The sequence below is a fragment of the Bacillus sp. Leaf49 genome, from assembly GCF_001426125.1.
GTDB lineage: Bacteria > Bacillota > Bacilli > Bacillales > Bacillaceae > Bacillus > Bacillus altitudinis.
On record NZ_LMRK01000001.1, the window covers coordinates 256653 to 276673 of the forward strand.

General features: G+C 41.7%; 21 protein-coding genes. 8 read left to right on the plus strand and 13 right to left on the minus strand.

All coding sequences use genetic code 11. The features are described from left to right. Nucleotides 1–205: 205 nt before the first annotated feature. Nucleotides 206–880 (plus strand): response regulator transcription factor, encoded by a 675-nt coding sequence (locus tag ASG46_RS01460; RefSeq protein ID WP_017359278.1) that lies wholly within the window; start codon nucleotides 206–208, stop codon nucleotides 878–880. Then, entirely contained in the window at nucleotides 877–2208 is a 1332-nt protein-coding gene (locus ASG46_RS01465; RefSeq protein ID WP_007500323.1) for a HAMP domain-containing sensor histidine kinase, read from the plus strand. The genes ASG46_RS01460 and ASG46_RS01465 overlap by 4 nt, the downstream gene beginning before the upstream one ends. A gap of 21 nt (nucleotides 2209–2229) precedes the next feature. Here the strand turns inward: ASG46_RS01465 and spxO are convergent, their stop codons facing one another. Next, nucleotides 2230–2394 (minus strand): anti-adapter protein SpxO, encoded by a 165-nt coding sequence (gene spxO, locus ASG46_RS21070; protein WP_008347070.1) that lies wholly within the window; start codon nucleotides 2392–2394, stop codon nucleotides 2230–2232. Between the two features lie 192 nt (nucleotides 2395–2586). On the opposite strand from spxO, the gene ASG46_RS01470 reads away from it, so the two are divergent. Next, nucleotides 2587–3465 carry a TetR/AcrR family transcriptional regulator gene (locus ASG46_RS01470; protein ID WP_017359276.1) on the plus strand — a complete coding sequence of 293 codons (879 nt, stop codon included), beginning with the start codon at nucleotides 2587–2589 and terminating at the stop codon, nucleotides 3463–3465. Nucleotides 3466–3578: 113 nt separating this feature from the next. On the opposite strand, the gene fumC is transcribed toward ASG46_RS01470, so the two are convergent. Together fumC and ASG46_RS20350 are read right to left on the minus strand one after the other, a co-directional pair. Beyond that, nucleotides 3579–4973, minus strand: coding sequence for a class II fumarate hydratase (fumC, locus tag ASG46_RS01475; RefSeq protein WP_017359275.1), 1395 nt, complete (start codon nucleotides 4971–4973; stop codon nucleotides 3579–3581). An 87-nt stretch (nucleotides 4974–5060) separates the two neighbouring features. Further along, complete coding sequence (locus ASG46_RS20350) at nucleotides 5061–5228, minus strand: YvzF family protein (RefSeq protein ID WP_003213147.1); 168 nt, start codon at nucleotides 5226–5228, stop codon at nucleotides 5061–5063. A gap of 113 nt (nucleotides 5229–5341) precedes the next feature. Here ASG46_RS20350 and ASG46_RS01480 point away from each other — a divergent pair, with 113 nt between their 5' ends. The 4 genes from ASG46_RS01480 to ASG46_RS01495 are packed head-to-tail and all read left to right on the plus strand — an operon-like array spanning nucleotide 5342 to nucleotide 9371. Further along, a complete protein-coding gene (locus tag ASG46_RS01480; RefSeq protein ID WP_056702699.1) occupies nucleotides 5342–6766 on the plus strand; it encodes a spore germination protein in 1425 nt (474 codons plus the stop codon). Beyond that, entirely contained in the window at nucleotides 6753–7847 is a 1095-nt protein-coding gene (locus tag ASG46_RS01485) for a GerAB/ArcD/ProY family transporter (protein ID WP_008347081.1), read from the plus strand. Before ASG46_RS01480 ends, ASG46_RS01485 begins: the two co-directional genes overlap by 14 nt. After that, the gene (locus tag ASG46_RS01490; protein WP_008347083.1) at nucleotides 7844–8962 is read left to right on the plus strand and encodes a Ger(x)C family spore germination protein; all 1119 of its coding nucleotides are present in this window, start codon (nucleotides 7844–7846) and stop codon (nucleotides 8960–8962) included. Before ASG46_RS01485 ends, ASG46_RS01490 begins: the two co-directional genes overlap by 4 nt. 40 nt (nucleotides 8963–9002) lie before the next feature. After that, entirely contained in the window at nucleotides 9003–9371 is a 369-nt protein-coding gene (locus ASG46_RS01495; RefSeq protein ID WP_007500307.1) for a hypothetical protein, read from the plus strand. A 42-nt stretch (nucleotides 9372–9413) separates the two neighbouring features. Here the strand turns inward: ASG46_RS01495 and ASG46_RS01500 are convergent, their stop codons facing one another. The 7 genes from ASG46_RS01500 to ASG46_RS01530 form a co-directional block, all read right to left on the minus strand. Beyond that, on the minus strand, nucleotides 9414–10049 hold the full coding sequence (locus ASG46_RS01500; RefSeq protein WP_007500305.1) for a response regulator: 636 nt from the start codon (nucleotides 10047–10049) through the stop codon (nucleotides 9414–9416). After that, complete coding sequence (gene liaS, locus ASG46_RS01505; RefSeq protein ID WP_007500303.1) at nucleotides 10046–11110, minus strand: two-component system sensor histidine kinase LiaS; 1065 nt, start codon at nucleotides 11108–11110, stop codon at nucleotides 10046–10048. The genes ASG46_RS01500 and liaS overlap by 4 nt, the downstream gene beginning before the upstream one ends. Beyond that, on the minus strand, nucleotides 11107–11871 hold the full coding sequence (gene liaF, locus ASG46_RS01510; RefSeq protein WP_035389364.1) for a cell wall-active antibiotics response protein LiaF: 765 nt from the start codon (nucleotides 11869–11871) through the stop codon (nucleotides 11107–11109). The genes liaS and liaF overlap by 4 nt, the downstream gene beginning before the upstream one ends. Nucleotides 11872–11901: 30 nt before the next feature. Beyond that, nucleotides 11902–12771 carry a LiaG family protein gene (liaG, locus tag ASG46_RS01515; RefSeq protein ID WP_046527522.1) on the minus strand — a complete coding sequence of 290 codons (870 nt, stop codon included), beginning with the start codon at nucleotides 12769–12771 and terminating at the stop codon, nucleotides 11902–11904. 111 nt (nucleotides 12772–12882) lie between these two features. Beyond that, the gene (liaH, locus tag ASG46_RS01520) at nucleotides 12883–13548 is read right to left on the minus strand and encodes a stress responsive protein LiaH (protein WP_017359269.1); all 666 of its coding nucleotides are present in this window, start codon (nucleotides 13546–13548) and stop codon (nucleotides 12883–12885) included. A 15-nt stretch (nucleotides 13549–13563) separates the two neighbouring features. Further along, nucleotides 13564–13959, minus strand: a complete 396-nt coding sequence (locus ASG46_RS01525) for a hypothetical protein (protein ID WP_050826601.1) — start codon at nucleotides 13957–13959, stop codon at nucleotides 13564–13566. Between the two features lie 165 nt (nucleotides 13960–14124). Then, nucleotides 14125–14694: a cob(I)yrinic acid a,c-diamide adenosyltransferase gene (locus ASG46_RS01530; protein ID WP_025207953.1), complete on the minus strand. Its 570-nt coding sequence runs from the start codon at nucleotides 14692–14694 to the stop codon at nucleotides 14125–14127. A 189-nt stretch (nucleotides 14695–14883) separates the two neighbouring features. On the opposite strand from ASG46_RS01530, the gene ASG46_RS01535 reads away from it, so the two are divergent. Beyond that, on the plus strand, nucleotides 14884–15630 hold the full coding sequence (locus tag ASG46_RS01535; RefSeq protein ID WP_056702701.1) for an SDR family NAD(P)-dependent oxidoreductase: 747 nt from the start codon (nucleotides 14884–14886) through the stop codon (nucleotides 15628–15630). Between the two features lie 186 nt (nucleotides 15631–15816). Here ASG46_RS01535 and pdxA read toward each other — a convergent pair whose 3' ends face one another. Genes pdxA through ASG46_RS01550 form a run of 3 tightly spaced genes read right to left on the minus strand, consistent with a single transcriptional unit; the run spans nucleotide 15817 to nucleotide 19953 of the window. Continuing rightward, on the minus strand, nucleotides 15817–16821 hold the full coding sequence (gene pdxA / locus ASG46_RS01540) for a 4-hydroxythreonine-4-phosphate dehydrogenase PdxA (RefSeq protein ID WP_019743886.1): 1005 nt from the start codon (nucleotides 16819–16821) through the stop codon (nucleotides 15817–15819). Beyond that, nucleotides 16797–18143, minus strand: coding sequence for a four-carbon acid sugar kinase family protein (locus tag ASG46_RS01545; protein WP_056702705.1), 1347 nt, complete (start codon nucleotides 18141–18143; stop codon nucleotides 16797–16799). Before ASG46_RS01545 ends, pdxA begins: the two co-directional genes overlap by 25 nt. Nucleotides 18144–18168: 25 nt before the next feature. Beyond that, entirely contained in the window at nucleotides 18169–19953 is a 1785-nt protein-coding gene (locus ASG46_RS01550; RefSeq protein ID WP_176544688.1) for a sigma-54-dependent Fis family transcriptional regulator, read from the minus strand. Between the last annotated feature and the right edge of the window lie 68 nt (nucleotides 19954–20021).

Below are 20021 nucleotides of genomic sequence, written 5' to 3' on the forward strand. Positions count from 1 at the left end.
TAGAAAAAAAGCAAGGTGTGCACATTGGTGAAAAGCACCTATTGATTAGCCTTTTGTCTATGCCCTTTTTTCCCTTGAGCTTATCATAAACAAACATTATGGGATAATGATGAGAAGAATATGTGAAATTGTGAAAAAAGCGTGTGATTGTTGACATGCCGCCTTTGTAACCCGTTATAATGACGTTGAGAGGATGTGGAAGACTTTGTCGTACACCATTTATTTAGTTGAAGATGAGCAGAATTTAAATGAACTGTTAACCAAATATTTAGAGAGTGAAAATTGGAATGTGTCCTCTTTTTTAACCGGAGAAGCGGCACGCGAAGCAATGAACAAGCCCCCGCATCTATGGATTTTAGATATTATGCTGCCTGATACGGACGGCTACACACTCATTAAAGAAATCAAAGCAGCCTCGCCTGACGTACCGGTCATTTTTATTTCGGCACGTGATGCAGATATTGATCGTGTGCTTGGCTTAGAACTCGGGAGCAGTGATTATATTGCGAAACCCTTTCTTCCGCGCGAGCTGATCATCCGCGTGCAAAAGCTGCTGGAGCTTGTATATAAAAACAGTGACACACCTCAGCAAAGCGTCACACCCGTTTCTTCCTATATCATTCATGAGGACGTAAGAGAGGTGTATGAAGGAGATCAGCTGATTAATTTAACGTCTAAGGAATTTGATTTGCTGCTCTTATTTACCCATCATCAAGGACATGCCTTTTCCCGGGAAGATATCCTCGTCAAGATCTGGGGGCACGATTACTTCGGGACAGATCGTGTGGTCGATGATCTTGTCAGACGGCTGCGAAAAAAAATGCCTGACTTAAAAGTCGAGACCATTTATGGATTTGGCTATAGGATGCTAAAGGGATGAAGAACAAACCACTCGCTTTTCAAATCTGGGTTGTCATCTCTGGCATTTTACTCACCATCTCGATTGTCCTGATCATTTTATTTTCAAATACATTACGCAGCTTTTTTACGAATGAAATTTATAAAAACATCGAAAACGAGCAGCAAGTGTTAACAGAATACCCTCTGAATCGAGACGGCTCACCAAAGTCGACACCAGAAAACCGATCGGTTCAGCACATTCTGATTCCGTCAGATGAATTAAATCAAATGGCTCAGTTTTTCCCGCATGCCTTTATTGAAAAAGTGCAGTCCTTTGTTAAAAAACAAAAAAGCGCAACAAAACGCTATTCTGAAGAAGTGAATGGTCAGCATATCTTTTTTGTGATCAAAAAAGTCTCAACAGGCAATACACAATATATTCTCTTGTCATATGCACCCGATTCTTATCGAGATGACTTGTCCTTTACACTGTTTAAACAGCTGATTTTCATCTTAGGAACGGTTATTTTACTAAGCTGGATTCCATCGATTTGGCTCGCCCGCTACTTATCACGTCCAATCGTCGCGTTTGAAAAGCACGTCAAACGCATTGCACAAGAAGACTGGGACGATCCTGTGATGGTTGACCGGCAAGATGAAATTGGCAAACTGGGGCATACGATTGAAGAAATGAGACAAAAGCTCATTCAAAAGGATGAAACAGAACGAACGCTTTTGCAAAATATATCACACGACTTAAAAACACCTGTGATGGTCATCCGCGGTTATACGCAGTCTATTAAAGATGGAATTTTCCCTAAAGGAGATCTTGAACAAACGGTGGAAGTGATTGAAGGCGAAGCGGAAAAGCTTGAGAAGAAAATCAAAGATTTGCTGTATTTAACAAAGCTTGATTATTTATCAAAACAACATCCGGCGCATTCTCCCTTCCTTGTGAGTAATACAATGCTGGAAGTGGTTGACCGTTTACGCTGGTCGAAAAATGAATTGCAGTGGAACGTGGACTTAGATGATGAGGCTGCACTTGAAGGCGATCCAGAACAATGGAGCAAATTATTTGAAAATGTATTAGAAAATCAACTTCGCTACGCAAAAAATAAAATTGATATTCATATGAAGCAGGAAGAGGATCAAATTCGCATCGTCATTCGTAATGATGGCCCTCCAATTGAAGAACACATGCTATCCAGCCTATACGAACCTTTTAGTAAGGGAAAAAAGGGCGAATTCGGCATTGGATTAAGCATTGTCAAACGAATTCTTTCGATGCATCAAGCGTCCATATCAATTGAAAATGATGAACTAGGTGTACGCTATACGATCACTGTTCCAAAGAAGAGGCTGTAGGTTTTACACCGCAGTCTTTTTTTAGATGAATGAATACCCATTGAAATCACGGTATGTGGCTTTGATCTTCTTGCCAGCTTGATACATCCATTTCTTTTCAATGGTTGTCTCTTTCGGCATTTTGACTTTTTCTACTTGAATTCCTTTTGCTTTCAAGCGTCTAATCATATCATCAATTTCTCTCATGGAACATCATCCTTTCACATTTTTTGACCGGTTGGTCACCTTACTTTATAATATAAAGAATTACACTGTAAAAAACAAGTTACAATCTGATTAATTTTTGAAAAGTTTTGTCGTTTATGACCGATAAGTCACATCTCTTTGCGCACGTTTCCTAAGACATTTGTCGCTCGGTAAGAAAGGATGACATTCATATTGAAAAAGAAAGAAAAAATGATTATTGAGGCTGGTATGAAGTTATTTGCCAGCAAAGGCTATAATACAACGTCTGTTCAGGAAATTGCGGATGAATGCCACATGTCAAAGGGTGCGTTTTACCTTTATTTCAAATCGAAGGAAGCACTACTTATTTCGATCTTGCATTACTATTACGATAAGGTATTTACCCGGATTCATGAGGTTCAAACAGAGGGCGGCACACCAAAAGAGGCCTACCGGAAACAGCTCACTGTCTATTACGATAATATTTTGCAGCAAAAAGATTTTATTAAAATGCAGCTAAGCGACAGGGCGCTCCCATTGAACGAAGAAACGCAACAGCTCGCAAAGCAAATTCGACTTGCGACGATTCAGTTGCACATTGATAACATTAAGCAAGTGTATGGAGATGCGGCCATTCCTTATATGGCTGATCTATGTTTAACGATTGAGGGCATGAGTCACGTTTACTTTGAGCTTGCCATTTTATATGATTTTCAGCTCGAAGCAGAGGAGCTTGCCGCAACAATGATTCACCGTATCGATGATCTAATGGGCGGTATGATGAAGCGCAATGACCATCCACTCATTTCTGTGGACCAAGCAAGCGACTGGTTCGGCCCGATTTATGAACGATCATTTGACCCGCTCACAGAATCTCTATTAAAAGAATTAAGAGAGCTGGCAGAAGCACATTATGAAGTGAAAGACGAGCCAGATTTATTTGAAGCGCTTGGCATTTTAGAAAACGAGTTAAACAAACAAAAACCAAGACAAGTCATCGTCAAAGGCATGCTTTATCAATTGAAATTATACACACCGCTTCAGCCGGTCTCCGGCTCCTTATTACGCATTCTAAAAGAAGATCATTTATAAAACCCAGGGCTTGCTTGCCCTGGGTTTATGATTGTGACAAACAATCAAACTTCTTTTCTGTGATTTCAGGAAGTTTCCATAAAAAAACCAGAGGCACAGAGGCCTCTGGTGTCTTATTTTGCTTTCGGTGTCACCATTTCTTCTGGTTTCACAAACTCTTCAAACTGCTCTTCTGTTAATAATTCTAATTGAAGGGCAGCTTCTTTTAGCGTTAATCCTTCTTTGTGCGCAAGCTTCGCAATTTTCGCTGCATTTTCATATCCGATGTGCGGGTTGAGTGCCGTCACAAGCATCAATGAATTGTTTAGGTTTTTCTCGATCGTTTCTAGGTTTGGTTCAATTCCAACGGCACACTTGTCATGGAATGAGTTCATACCATCAGCAAGCAATTCAACTGACTGCAAGAAGTTATAGATGATGACCGGCTTAAATACGTTCAGCTCGAAGTTTCCTTGGCTTGCGGCAAAACCGATTGTTGCATCATTCCCCATGATTTGTGCGGCAATCATTGTTAAAGCTTCACTTTGAGTTGGGTTGACTTTTCCTGGCATAATGGAGCTGCCTGGCTCATTTTCAGGAATGATCAATTCACCAATTCCGCAACGAGGACCACTTGCAAGCCATCTCACATCATTGGCAATTTTCATTAAGTCAGCTGCAAGTGCTTTAAGCGCACCGTGTGCATATGTGATTTCATCATGGCTTGTCAGCGCATGGAATTTGTTTGGTGAAGAATTGAACGTTTGACCTGTTAACTGGCTGATTTCTTCTGCCACGTATTTACCAAACTCAGGATGTGCGTTAATTCCCGTACCAACAGCTGTTCCGCCAATGGCAAGTTCTCTCATTTTTTCAGTAGATTCTAAAATCATTTCTTTTGAACGATCAAGCATGTACACCCAGCCGCTAATCTCTTGGCCCACTGTAAGAGGTGTTGCATCTTGCAAATGCGTACGGCCAATTTTCACGATCTCTTGGTATGCTTTTGCTTTCTCATCAAGCGTCGCTCTTAACTGGTCAATCGCAGGCAATAGCTTTTTGTACACAGCTAAAACAGCTGCCACGTGCATAGCCGTTGGGAATGTATCATTTGAGCTTTGGCTACGGTTGACATCGTCATTCGGGTGAATGCTGAATTCACTATTTTTATCTTTCAAGTAAGCAGTTGCTCTATTTGCAACGACTTCGTTCATGTTCATGTTACTTTGTGTTCCACTTCCTGTTTGCCATACAACAAGCGGGAAATGCTCGTCATACTTACCACTGATGATGTCATCACATACAGCAGCAATCGCTTCAGCTTTTTCACTTTCTAAGTTGCCAAGACGTTCGTTCGCAATCGCTGTGCTACGTTTCAAAATTGCAAACGCATTCACAACTTCCTTTGGCATTTTCTCAGAACCGATTTTGAAATTTTCTTTACTTCGTTGTGTTTGTGCACCCCAGAACTTGTCCTGTGGCACCTTGATTTCGCCCATTGTATCTTTTTCGATTCTAAATTCTGTCATTATGTATCCCTCCATAGCTTCATCACTCAACTCTATTCTATACAAAAAACGAAAATCCTTTAAGCGTTTTCAATTAAAATTTTATCTTTATTTTAATTTTAGTTCAATATAAACACGAACATCTTTGGAATATTTGTATTTTGGATTTGTTTTTCCGTAATCTTTTGACGTATAGGTCACCTCATAATGCTTGTCAAACGACTGTAGAATACGGTCGATCTCCTCTTTTGTTCCTGCTAAACGAATTTGCGCCATCTTCTTTCCTCCAACACCGTGATTCTTTCATATACCACAAAATAATGTAACACAGAATATTGTTTTTTCAAGCAGGTAATGCTAAGAAAAAGAAATTGAGGCGGGTGATCCATTTGAATCAAACTCCATTGAAAGAGCACTTATACGATAATCTCTCTGTCATTCTCCCTCAGTTAAAGGACATGGATGATTTGATCCATGAGAAAAAAACATTGCCTCATGGACAGGTTGTCTACTATTTATACATTAATGAAATGAACGAAACGATGCAGATTCAAACCTTCTTAAAGCTGCTATTGCAAGATCATGCCTCTCTGACAAAAGAGAAGCTAGAATCCAATTTATCGATGATGACTACCCGTACGGTGAAAACCTCTGAAGAACTAGTAGATGCTATTTTCCAAGGACATTGTGTCGTACTGATTAATGGATTTCAGCATGCTTATATTTTAGAAACACACGGAACGAAGAAACGTAATTTAGGAGATGCTACATCTGAAACCGTCGTAAGAGGACCAAAAATTGGTTTCATTGAAGATATCAACACGAACTTAGCTCTCGTCAGACAGCGTTTGAAAAACCCTGATCTCAAAACAGTAGATATGAAAATCGGCGAAAAGAAATACACCCAAGTATCGATCATGTACATTGATGGTATCGTTGAGCCCTCTGTTTTAAAAGAGGTAAAAAAGCGTCTCAAACAAGTCACCATAGATGATATTCAAGACTCAGGCGTTCTTGAGGAGCTGATTGAAGACAATGTGTATTCTCCTTTTCCGCAAATTCAAAACACAGAACGGCCTGATAAAGTGGCATCTGCTTTAAACAATGGACGCGTCGCCATCTTTGTTGATCATTCGCCTTTTATCTTAATTGTGCCTGCTTCTCTCGCGACGATTATGCAATCACCTGATGATTATTATGAAAGATGGATCGCCGCCTCTCTGATTCGTTTGCTGCGTTTTACGTCCATCTTTCTCACATTGTTTTTATCGGCCATCTATATTGCCCTTGTGTCCTTCCAGCAAGGTCTATTGCCCACAACTTTAGCTATTTCCATCTCAAGCACACGAGAGAATGTCCCCTTTCCTCCTATTGTGGAAGCACTCATCATGGAAATGACCATTGAGCTGCTGCGGGAAGCCGGGTTAAGACTGCCTAATCCACTTGGACAAACAATCGGACTTGTGGGCGGTGTTGTCATTGGGCAGGCAGCCGTACAAGCCCATATCGTCAGCTCCATTATGGTCATTATTGTCAGCGTCATTGCACTTGCATCCTTTACCTTTCCTCAATATGGGATGGGGATATCATTTCGTGTCCTTCGCTTTGTGTCCATGTTTGCTGCAGCTGCATTCGGTTTATATGGACTTGTCCTGTTTATGCTCGTCTTACTCACTCATTTGACAAGACAAAAAAGCTTTGGCATCCCATATTTTTCACCAGATTTTGTGTTCAGTTATAAAAATGAGGACAATTCCATCATCAGATTGCCTTTGAAAAATCAAAAGAAAGGGGAACGACATGGTCAATCATAAAGAGTCGATCACAAGCTATCAGGCAAGTGCCATTATCGCCAATACCACACTAGGCGCAAGTATGATGATTCTGCCAAGATCAATGGCTCAAGCTGCGCCTACACCTGACGGCTGGATTGCACTCTTACTCATGAGTGTGATATACATTGTGTTCATTTTTGTCAATGTGCTCATGATGAAAAAGGTCTCCTTTTCTTCCTACTATGACTATACAAAAGAAGGACTTGGGAAATGGATTGGCTCACTTGCCAACCTGTTGATTATTATTTACTTTCTCGGCGTTGCCAGCTATGAAGTACGAGCCATGTCTGAGATGGTGAAATTCTTTCTACTTCAAAACACCCCTGTAGCCGTGACGATGATCAGTTTTATTTTGGTTGGTTTTTACCTTGTGATTGGGGGGATTGGAGATTTTGCCCGGCTGTGCCCTTTTTTTCTGATTGTCACACTCATCATCTTATTTGTAGCCTACGGACTTAGTGTACAAGAGTTTAAGCTCGATAACCTACGGCCAGTTTTAGGAGAGGGCATTTCCCCTGTTTTCAATTCCTTGAATGCTTCGGCCATTTCGTTTGTCGGCATTGAAATGATGCTTTTCATGCCTGCCTATATGAATACGCAAAAACACACTTTTGCATATGGCTCCATCGGCTTTTTGATTCCTGCGATCATCTATATTTTCACCTATATTCTTGTGGTTGGTGCGCTCACGGTGAAAGAAACGGCGACTCTGACGTGGCCGACCATTGCCTTATTTCAATCATTTGATATTCAGGGGATTTTTATTGAACGGATTGAATCCTTTTTGCTGATTGTTTGGCTTGTCCAGCTTTATACGAGCTTTGTAGGATATACGTTTTTTGCTACGATAGGAGTCATCAAATTGACTAAATTCCCTAAAAAAATCGCGCTCGCCTTGATGGGCATTGTGATCTTCTTTGCCGCTCTTTTCCCAAAAGATGTTGATACGGTCCGAGACTATTTAACCTACGTAAACAACTTGTTCTTTCTTCTATTTGGTATACTCCCGTTTCTTTTATTTATCATCGTATTTTTCAAAAGGAGGCGGAAAACAGCATGAAAAAGAAAGCGGTTCTTGCGCTCTTCTCACTGATTCTATTATGCGGGTGCTGGGATAGTACAAATATCGAGGAGCTCAACATGGCAATTGGATTTGCTGTAGATAAAGGAGATGACGGACATAAATTGAAGCTGTCTATGCAGGTGCTCGTTCCGCAAAAAATTGAGCAAGAATCAAGCGTGAAAGATCCGACGAAGATTATTGAGACAAGCGGTGATTCCATACACCAAATTTTTCGTACAACGGCCCTAAAAACACACCGCATTTTTGCTCAGCAGCTGAGGGTTTATTTGTTTTCTCAAGACCTTATCAATGAAAATAATTTCGATTTGGTCATCAATCAATTCATTCGGGACAATGAAACACGAAGAGGAAGCCTTGTCTTTATGGCCTCTGAGAAGCCTGGAGATATGCTGAAAATCAATGACGACGGCCAGCCTGCCGCTTCCACCTTATACGATATTTCTTCGAATACAAAAACAACCATTCGTATGTTCAAGCCCGTTTCCTTAGGAGATATTTCTTCTGCTATGCAAAACAACGTATCCTTTGCCATTCCGAAAGTCAGTGTCAGTCAGGGCAAATTAATGCTGGATGGTGCCTCGATTATTCAGAACAAACGATTTCTCACCAACATCTCTCCTTTAGCGGTGCAGTCCTACAACCTGCTGACTGGAGATGCAACAGGCGGAGTGATTGAATTCCAATATGAACATAGCATTTATTCTTTTGAGATCTTTAAAATCAAACACAACATTGACACCCATAAAACAGCCAGTGGCAAATATGAATTTGATGTGTCAGTGGAGCTTGATGGAAGATTGTCTGAGGATTGGAATGAACGGGAAAATTCATTTAATGAAAAATACCTCCAAGAAATTGAGAAAGTCGTGGCACATCGACTTGAGGAAAATGTAAAAGATTTTATCGGGGAATTACAGCATGAGATCAAAGCAGATATTTGTGGATTTTATCAAAAAGCGAGTATTGCCTATCCGAAGGAATTCCGAAAAGAAGCAAAACATTGGGATGACATTTTTAGTGAATCGGATATTCGTTACAAGGTAAATGTGAAAATCCGTGACTTCGGGACTAAGGGCGCAACACAATCCTGATAGAGTATGTTAAAATGGTAAGAAAAAAAGGGTGTCAATCATGAAACGAGCTTTACTTTCGGCCGGCATTCTATTTTTGATTCTAGGAATACTTCTGTTAGTCGTGGTATTCATGCAATCAAAAGAAGATTTCTTCATTGAAGCCGACAGCTTTTCAAGCACATTTTTGATCGTGATTTATTATGGACAAACCCCTGCGCTCCTTCTGATTGGAGGCGGTTTATTTGTTGGACTTTCACAGATCATTGATTTGCAAGAGAAAAAAGCGGCAGTGGCAAAGGAAAGCGTCAAACTGCTTTCCGAGATGAAGAAAACCCTGGAAGACAAATCGGCCGAGGAGCAGGAGGCTTTTCCAGTTCCTGAGCTCCATCAACTATCCGAACGTCCAATCACAGGACAGAAGGACTAATTTTGCGCATGTTCCAGCAGCTTTCATTTGAAAGCTGTTTTTTTATTGAATCAGCTTATGGCGATGTGCATACACGGCTGCTTGTGTGCGGTCTTCTACATCAAGCTTGGAAAGAATGTTGGTAATATGCGTCTTGACTGTTTTGATGGTAATAAACAATTCCTCAGCAATGACCTTATTCGATTTCCCATCGGCAATCAGCTTTAATATTTCCATTTCTCTTGCGGTTAACGAATCGTGTAAAATGGACCCATTTGATGAATGGCGGAGTTTGTTCATGACCTTTCCAGCTACTTTTGATTCAAGTCTTGGTTCGCCGATACTCGCAGACCTGATGGCATCAGCAATTTCTCCTGCTTTCGATGTTTTTAAAAGATAGCTTAAAGCACCAGCCTCAATCACTGGATACACTTTATCATCATCAATAAAGCTCGTCAGTACAATAATCCGGGCATCCTCTATTTCCTGACAAATTCTTTTCGTTGCTTCGATGCCATCCATGCCTTCCATGACAAGGTCCATTAAAATCACGTCTGGCTTTAATTCAACCGCTAGTTCTACACCTTTTTGTCCATCTGACGCTTCACCGATGACTTCAATATCCGCCTGTGCCTCTAAAAAAGCAGCAAGACCCATTCTCACCATTTCGTGATCGTCAATTAAAAGCACTCGAATCATCGAACGTTCTCTCCTTTTCCTTCATCAAAAATGGGAACCTTCACATCAATTTGTGTGCCTTTTCCCTCAAATGACATAATCTCTGCGACACCGCCTACTTCACTTGTTCTTTCTCGTATCGATTCAAGTCCGTAGGAAGCAGTCTTCACATGATCTGTTTGAAAACCAATCCCGTTATCAATTATTTTCAGCTGAACTTGACGGTTTCGAATGAGCAGACGCACTGTCACCTTTGTCGCCTTTGCATGCCTAAACACATTGGAAAGGGCTTCTTGCACAATTCGGAACAGATGGTCCTCCACCCCTTTAGACAGCGGAGCATCATCTTCTATTTCCCAATCAATATCAATTGGCTGCTTTGCCTGAAATTCATTGAGTAGCTCAATCAAGCCTTTTTTCAAGTCTTTTCCTTCAAGGGTGATCGGTCTTAAATGCAGAAGGAGTGCACGCATCTCATTTTGTGCATCGCCAGCCATTCGTTCCACAAGACGCATTTGCTTTAAAATCTTTTCATCCTTTTCCTTCATCCCTTCAAGAATCGCAGACGTCATCATCGAAATGGCGAATAGCTGCTGGCTGACTGCATCATGCAGCTCACGCGCTAGACGCTGACGCTCTTCTGAGACAACCGATTTTTTCATTTGAACCTGCCATTCAGCTCGCTCATTTGAGAGCTTTTGTAAGGAGGCTACTTGCCCTTCCACTCGTTTCGCCATTTCATTTAATTGATCTGCCGCCAAACCAATTTCATCATCACCTAGAGAAGGCAGTCTATAGGCAAAATTCCCATTTTCAAACTTCAAAATCGACTCTACAAGCTGATCCAGCCGCTTCTTATGCTGATAGCCAAACACATGCCCCGCTGATACACCAATGGCGAGACTAATAATGAGCAAAATACAAAAAAACGGGATGCCGAACCACCGCGTAGACAGCAAAATCATGGGATCAAGCTGATAATAAAAAAACATCGGGAGTGTCGTCATGATGACAACACCAAGCGAGATACCGACTGCAAGACGAACAGATTGCCACTGGATGCCTAAATGCAGTTTCCTCATAAGTACCTCACATCCACATCCCCAATCAGGAGAGAAATGGAGATTTTCACTTTTCGCTTGCTCTCATCATAATCATTTGTCATGACATACACTTTACTGCCGAACCCACTTCTTTTTTCATCAATGATTTTCATATCACCAATTGCAGCCGAAGCACTCACACATACTTCAATATCCTGAGGTACATAAATATCGACATCTCCAATGAGCCCACTAATGACGATCGTGCTCTCTTCCTCAGCAATAATCGCCTTTGATAAGTCGATTTTGACATCGCCAATAAAACCTGAAATGGTCAAATCACTTAATTGAAATGGTTTTTTCATCAGCCTGACTTCACCGATAAAGAAATCATGTTCTTTGCGCGGCTTTGCCTGGCTTTTTGTTTTCTTCTGATCGCCCTCTTTTTCAAGATTGACTTTCAGTGAAGGCTTTCCATCGTCTGATGAATCCTTTTTATCGACATCAAAAACAGGTTTGTTTTTCAATAAACGATAGCCCGCATAGATCAAAAAGGCAGCAAATAAATACCCAGTCAAACTAAACGTGATATTTAGTAGAAATTTCAAGAAGAGAAAGCCTGCAAAAATATAGGAAACCGAACCGAGCCAACGTTTAGATCGAGAGTGCAGCCAATAACCAAATAGAGCAAAAAACACTGGCCAAAATAGGTCTGCCCCAATCCCAATAATTTTGAGAAAAAGATTAATACCAAAAATCACCACAATGATGCCTAAAATTTGATTTCTAGAAAAACGCAGTTGACTCGCCTCCTTCCTTTTTTCGTTTGTTTACCGCAATTTTAAGTTTCCGCTTGTCATCTCAATATCGACTAAGTGTGTCCCTTTCCCATGCGTGCCTGTAAAACCTCGGCCTTCACTATCCGCTTGGTCAAAATCATACGAATGATCAATACGTCCACTCGTTTTTTTCACTTGAACTTTGAAATCTCCCTCATCTGGCAAGTTCAATTTCGCACTGCCTGATGTCATGTGAAAGTCGACTGGTGAATCAATTGTATCAAAGCTTGCTGTCAGCCTGCCGCTTGTCATGCCTAATTGCAGCTTTCCTTTTACATCTTGAATATCAGCACGACCAGAAGTGGCACCAATATCACTTTCCTTCGCATCAATATGAGACACTGAAAGTCTGCCAGAAGTCGCTTTGATTTCCACACGATTTGCTGAGAAGTTCTCAGCTGTGAGGTTTCCGCTCGTTGATTTGAGCGTCACATCTTGAAGAGACAGCTTTCCTTCGCCATTTACTTCGCTCACGCCGATTCCACCTGTTATTTTCACATCTTTATGATAATCTGTTGGAATTTTGACTAAGAGTTCTCCTTTTTCAAATGCAGAGAAAAACAAAAATCCTTTATTTTCAGCACGGACTTTGAATGTTCCGCCTGTTTGTTCAGCATACATTTTCCCTTTTCCATTCACAACCATCACAGAAATATCCGAACGATCTTCCGGCTCCACCTTGATGCGAAATCCAGAAAGAGAGATATCTAATTGTTCAACCTCATCCTTTTTCGCTGAAGCTGTTGTGACCGCTTTATCACGAGAAAAGCTCAAATGAAAGAGATCTCCATTTTTGAAAAGCATCCCAATCATCAAAAAAACACCAACAAGTATACAAATTAGACCAATGAACCGTTTCATTTATATCATCCCTTTATCCTTTGACCTTTTTATTATAAGGAAAAGCGAAACAGAAAGAAATCAAATAACGGAAGAAAAATCCTGTTTTTCTTCCGTTTTGACACATTTCCATTAGTTTGCCGGCTGTTTCTCAAGCTGCTTTGATCGTTGAAGCTTTTGCCATTCCTTTTCAACCTCATCAGCGTAATCAAGATGAGCATATGCACCCTGATCAGCAAATTGTGCATAGCTGCCCGCTTTTGTCTCCATTTCCTCTATACGGTTCTCCATGCGTAGAAATTCTTTATAAGCACTTTCACTATCAACTTTATTCATAGATTCATTCATATGCTGCTTTGCCTGTGCGGCATTGGCTCTTGCAATCAGCGCTTGCTTCTTGTCTTTAACATCACGCAGCTTTGTTTCTAGATGCTGCAACTGTTCTTTCAGCTCTTTCAGCTGTTTAACAGATTGCTGATAGGCATCTTGATATTCATTGTGCTTTTCTTCAAAATACTTCATTTCAGTCAGTGCTTTCCGTGCAAGTTCTTCTTCTCCTGCATGAAACGCCAGCTCCGCCTGTTTCTTTCGCTTATCAGCAAATGCTTCTGTCTCTTCTGCTTTTCTCAAGAAACCTTGCTGAATGGTTTGCTGTTTGATAATCGCATGTTTCGCTTTGGCAATATCGTCCTCCATATCACGAACATATTGATTCAGCATGACACGCGGATTCTCCAATTTATCTAAACCTTCATTGACTGTTGCAACAAACATATCACGTACTCTTCTTAATACCATTTCATATTCCTCCCTTTATTTTTTCTTTAAAAAGTCTTCCCATTCTTGATCAAATGTCGTGTGCATGGGTTCTTCCATGTTCGGTGCCGTGTTTGGCTCCATATATGTTGTTCTGCCGGATGATTCCTTAGCAGATTCACCATTGATCATCTTCCAGCCAAAGTAGAGAAGTACTCCAGCAAATGCGATTCCGAGTAAAAATGGCAGCGACTGTGCGACGAGCAATACACCGATAATAGTGAGTATGACCCCTGTTGTTTTACTGCCTTTATCATATTTTTTGACACCTACATAAATGAGCCACGCCCCAATCAAAGTCGGGATCAGCCCGCCCAATGAACCACCAAAGAAGATGGATAAACCGATGAACATCAGGATTGAACCGATGATGGTTTTACTTGTGATTTTCATCTTCATGCCTCCTTTCTTGCTCCTTGCTTTAACTATAGTCAAAAAAGGAAGCCGGCAAAACGTGTCGTAGATTGATCTTTGGTTGCGACCAGAGTCGTAACATGGCTCAGACTGAACGGTTGAATCTATAGAAAAAGCACTCTTCGACTAGAAGAGTGCTTTTCCTCATTTAGAACGAAACACGTCTGCACTTCGTTCATATTCAACATCCGCTTCACCAAGCCGATGATTCACAATACGGGCGGCAGCAAATAAATAATCGGATAGACGGTTCACATATGTGAGCGTAACTGCTGGAATTTCCTCCTGCTTTGCGAGTGTCACAATATGCCGCTCGGCTCTCCTGACGACTGTTCGCGCTACATGTAAGAGGGCAGCACCTTCCTGGCCGCCAGGTAAAATAAATTTAGTCAGCGGCGCGGCTTCTTCTACATACACGTCCATTCGCTTTTCAAGGACTGTGACAGATTCTTCTTTTAACTTGCCTTCTTTCGGTGGTTTCACCGCTGCTAAATCACCGCCGCAGTCAAACAGTTCATGCTGAATGACCATCAGCTCAGATAGAATATCTTGAAACAATTCGCCATGCTGCCTTAAGTTTGCATGGGCTAGTCCAATCAAACTATTCGCCTCATCTAATGTACCGTACGCTTCTACTCTTGCGTCATCTTTATCAGCCCGCCCGCCAATCAAGCCTGTTTGACCTTGATCTCCGGTTTTTGTATAAAGTTTCATTGAGGTTCCCCCTTATCCATTGCTTGTTCCTTTTAGTATACCCTGAAGTGGAAAAGATGTATTTGTTTTATTATGAAACACTTTTATTCAAAACCTCTTCATTTCCACTTTATATGTTGAATGATGAAACATCACATTTTATAATAAATGAAAGCGCTTTTTAATTATGACAGATGGGTGGGATGATAGATGATTTTACAAAACAAAGTAGCAATCATTACAGGTGCAAGCAGAGGGATTGGCCGCGCCATTGCGGAGGCATTTGTCTCTGAAGGAGCTAAAGTGGTGCTGAACGGAACGAATGAAGTGCTATTGCAAGACGTTTGCTCCTCTCTGAATAAGGAAGAGACACGCGCTGTTTCTGTCGCTGGTGATGCTAGTTTACCAGCGACAGCTACCTCCCTCGTTGAGAAGGCAAAAAACCATTTTGGACAGATTGATATATTGGTCAACAATGCTGGGATCAATTTACGGAAATCAACAGTCGATACATCTGTTGATGAATGGAAAAGACTAATTGATATTAATTTGACGGGTACGTTTCTCATGTGTCAAGCAGTCATTCCTGACATGATCAAACAGCAAGGCGGGAAGATTGTCAACATGAGTTCAACTACTGGCAAAACCCCTCATCACAATGCATCACCCGCTTACGGCGTTTCAAAGGCAGGTATCAATTACTTAACGATGCATCTTGCCAAAGAATTAGCAGCACATCACATTCATGTAAATGCTGTCTGTCCTGGGCCAATTGAGACAGACATGAGCAAACAGTGGAGTGATGAATACCGTAGATCTGTTTTAGAAAGAATTCCTCTGAAAACAATTGGAACACCGCAGCAAGTCGCAAACGCCGTTACCTTTTTAGCCTCTGATCAGTCAGATTTCATCACAGGAGAAACCATCAATATGAATGGCGGAACGTATATGAACTAAATAAAGAGCCTCCATAGGAAGGCTCTCAGATTGTTGACAAAGGGTTAAAATGAACTTTATTTTAACCCTTTGTCTTCTTTTCAGCGTGATAGAAAACCTTTGCAGCCCTAGGAAGGACGAGCATCACCGAATGCGAGGGTTTGTCTACACGCTGAGAGCCTCCATTGGAAGGCTCTTTCTCTTTTACTATCGGTTCTCTCTCGTACCAGAAAGCATGATTGCCTGCCGAATGGCTTCTTCCATACTCGCAGAATCAGCCTTTCCTGTTCCTGCAATATCAAATGCCGTCCCATGATCGACACTTGTACGGATTATAGGCAATCCAACTGTAATGTTCACGCCTGATTCTAAGCCAAGCACCTTGATTGGTCCATGCCCTTGATCATGATACATCGCCACAACGATATCAAAGTCGCCTCTTGTCGCCCTAAAGAACAGTGTATCAGCTGGTAGCGGGCCAAATACTTGAACCCCTTCATCCTGTGCTCGTTCTACCGCTGGAATGATCTTCTCCTCTTCTTCTCCGTTTCCAAACAGACCATTCTCCCCGGCATGTGGATTAATCCCGCACACAGCAATTCTAGGTGCAGGGATACCAGACCGAACGAGGGTATCATGAGCCAGTTTAATCGTTGTGTATACACGCTCAGGATTGATTTTTAAGATGGCATCCATTAATCCGATATGTGTCGTCACATGCACCACTTTTAAATTAGGAGCTGCCAGCATCATGGCATAATCGTCCGTACCTGTCAGGTCAGCTAAAATTTCTGTATGCCCTGGATACATATGACCAGCCTTATGAAGTGCTTCCTTGTTTAACGGTGCTGTACAAATGCCGTCAATTCTACGGTCATTCGCAAGTGTAATGGCTTTTTCAAGATAGCGAAAAGCGGCATTCCCTGCTTCTTTTGAAATCTCTCCTACTGGAATATCACTTGTTAATAGATGAAGATCAAGACAAGGAACGGCACCAGCTTTTACTTGTTCCGCTTCCTCCGGTTCTTTAATACTGACAATCTCCACATCTGTATTCACAAAATCTTTCGCCCTATTTAATATATGGGTGTCTCCAATGACAAATAGAACGGCTTCTTCATGTAAACGGCTTTGCTGGAAGGCTTTTAAAATAATTTCAGGACCAACCCCAGAAGCATCTCCCATCGTTACAGCAATGATTGGTTTTGCCATTCGTCTACCCCCTCTATGTTTTTCAACACTTCAACCGCATGGAGCACAGAATCTTTTTGACCATATGCCCCTGCTTTTGTGACCGCATATACACTCGTATCAACGAGCCGCCCAAGCGGGATGCCGGGTTCAATTTCTTTCAACAGCTGAATCCCGCCTGCTCCAAGCTCATGGCATATCGCACGCGCCGTATCTCCACCAGTTAAAAAAAGGCGTTTCACCCCTGTTAATTCAACAATGTCTTTTGTGATCTTACCAAGACAGACAGATAAGGTACTTCCTACTTCTTGTCTTGTCATGCCATTCGCTTCACCGTATGCCAACATCTGTTCAACCATTTCTGGCCTTGCGTCTGTATAAAGGAGAATATCTTCATCCTGACGCATGAGCAGCTGATCCATGACTGATTTCCTTTCCCATGCTTCACGGCCGTTTAATACATTCAACGGGTTCACTTTCACCTCGAGACAATCGTGCTTTTCTCTTAAAAAAGCAAACTGCTCATTTGTTTTTTGAGAAGCACTTCCTGAAACGATGAGAACAGATTCATGCTTTTTTGCATGAGAAAGATTGCGGTGTTTCGCAACATAGGATGATAATGCGCCAGCGAGTCCAGCTGACCCAACCCAAAGCACTCTTTGATTGATCTTCATAAACAAATCAACGATCTGTGTTAAATCATGGTTCGTTTCTGCATCACACACAAACCATTGATGACCATGTTTTAATAAAGATGAAACGTCATGACTCGTTTCGTTTAGCTCTGAATAGATCGCTTGCTGCGAAAGATGTTTTGGCTTGATGTTTGTCTGCTCGTCAATTAAGTCTGAAATACTGGATGTCAGGACAGGCGTTTTTGGGTCCTTCGCTGCTTCTGATAGATGAACAGGCACACCCTCCACATAATGAATCCCATAGGCCGTAGATCTATTCGCATCGGGGTAAGCGGGGGCAATGACTGCGCAATCAAACCGGCCAAGATCCATTAGTGCCTGAAGCTCTACTCCTATATTTCCTCTTAACGTTGAATCTATTTTTTTAAAGAAAAGGTGCGAATCCCCTTGTAGAAACGGCTGAACCACTTGACTGACCTCATTATACGCTCTTTCAGAAGACATACTTCGTGAGTCTGTATCGACAATCAGTACATCTTCCTCCTTGTACCGGCTCATATCCTCAAATGACGGCTGGAACAGCACAGAGGCTTTTAAACCGGCCTTCACAAATTGAACACCTGTATCACTTGCGCCTGTTAAATCATCAGCCACAATGATCACCTTTTGCTCTAAGTTCGCTCCTTTTTTTAATAGATCGTTTGTCATTTAGACACCTCGGTCTCATTGCATATTATTCCTTTAACTTTCTCCACAGCGTCGTGCGGTTAATATTCAGCCGCTTTGCTGCTTTTGATTGATTCATATTTTCTTCTTCCAGTACCGTCCGAATGATTCGTCTTTCAATCTCGTCAAGCGTGCCATGTAAATAGCTGGACAGCTGTTTTTCTTCATTCTCAGAAGCAAGTTGCTCAATTGTCGGCTTTGCTTTACTCAACGTGATATATCCACTTTTTGTTGTCAGCACCAGTTCCTCCATAATCCGCTTGAACTGCCGGACATTTTCTCTAAATCGCTCGTTTTGAAAGGCTGCAATCACATCTGCTGACAGCCCAACAACCTGCGTCCCATAAAGAGAATTTAATTCAGCTATAAATAACCGGCTCATATCCTCAATATCTTCTGCCCGTTCAGATAACGGCGGGACATGAATGACGAGCTCCTGCAAACACGTGTATAGGTCTTCATGAAACGCCCCAGATTGCATCAATTTGAACAAATCAACTGTAGATGCAGCCATCCAGCGAATGTTCTGCTGATGATGACTAAGCTGCTCGGCCATGATGGGCTGCATAGCCATTGGGACACGATCAATATCCTTCAGAAAGATCGTCCCTTTTTGATGCACCGGAATTATGTTTACATCATCTAATTCAGCCAAACGGCTGCAATGCACCGTCATAAAGCTCTCATTTTTCCTCTCGCTCATTTGATGAATAGCAAAAGCAAGGCTTGATTTACCAGTTCCTTGTTCACCATAGAGACAAATCGATCGATCTGTTTGGCTGAACGCCTTTGCCCTTTTAATCACATCTTTCATATTTGAACTCTGCTCAGTAAAAAGAGCAAATGGATGTGCTGAATGAACAGGTGCAGCCAGCGTCCATATACGCTGCCCCTCCCTATTAATCACAGCAGAAGGCTTCTCAATCGTCAAAAGCAGCTCACCTTTAGATAATAAGCTTCCTTTGACATGCCACACTTGCTGCTGAAAGGAGATTTGAGAATATCCATTTTGTTTTCCTTCTCGAACTGCTTTTACTGCTGGTTCAAGCGCCGGGCACCAATCCATCACATCAACATGAGACGTAAACGGTGCAAATAACCCTTTTTCTGTCCATTCTTTCATTTGCTGATTGATAAAATAAAGCTGATTGTGTTGATCAATGATCAGCATCCCTTTTGACTCTTGGTCAATCATTTCACGAAAGAGGCGCTGCTCAGCTGTCGCCTCTTTATATAAACGGTACATTTGTTTTGCTTGATGAAACGCTTCTTTGACAGATTCACGTCCTGAGGTAATGAGCATGCTTTGCATCCCCAGCTCCTTGGCCGCTTTATCTGTAATCACATCACCCAGTACAACCTGTGTCCCTTGCTCCTGTAACTGCTGTAAAAGATCCCACACTTCTTCCTCTTGCTGTATCGTATAAATATCAATTTTGATCCCGTATAACTCTCCGATGGTGCGTACACCATGTGTAATATTTTCAAATCCAACTACTGCTTTTTTCCCTTGGTAATCTTTAATCAGCGTGAGGGCACGAAGCAAGTCGTAGCCTGACACAGGGATATCCACCACTGGAATGTTGACGTGTTTTTGAATAAGCGCAGCTGTCCCCCCGCGGCTCATAATAATATCCATTCCTTGAGCCTCGGCCTGTTCTGCCAGTGCAACACCAGACCTAAGATCTCCGACTTCAAGCTGGAATGTGATGCTTTTTTCTTCTTTGGCAAGGTCGATTAATACATCGCCTAATCCTTTATACGGCGCAATACCTAATACTTTTATATTCATGAAAAGGACCCCCATTTTTTATCTCTTCATCGTGAGACATACGTTGAGGGAGTCCAAATGTTAGCAAA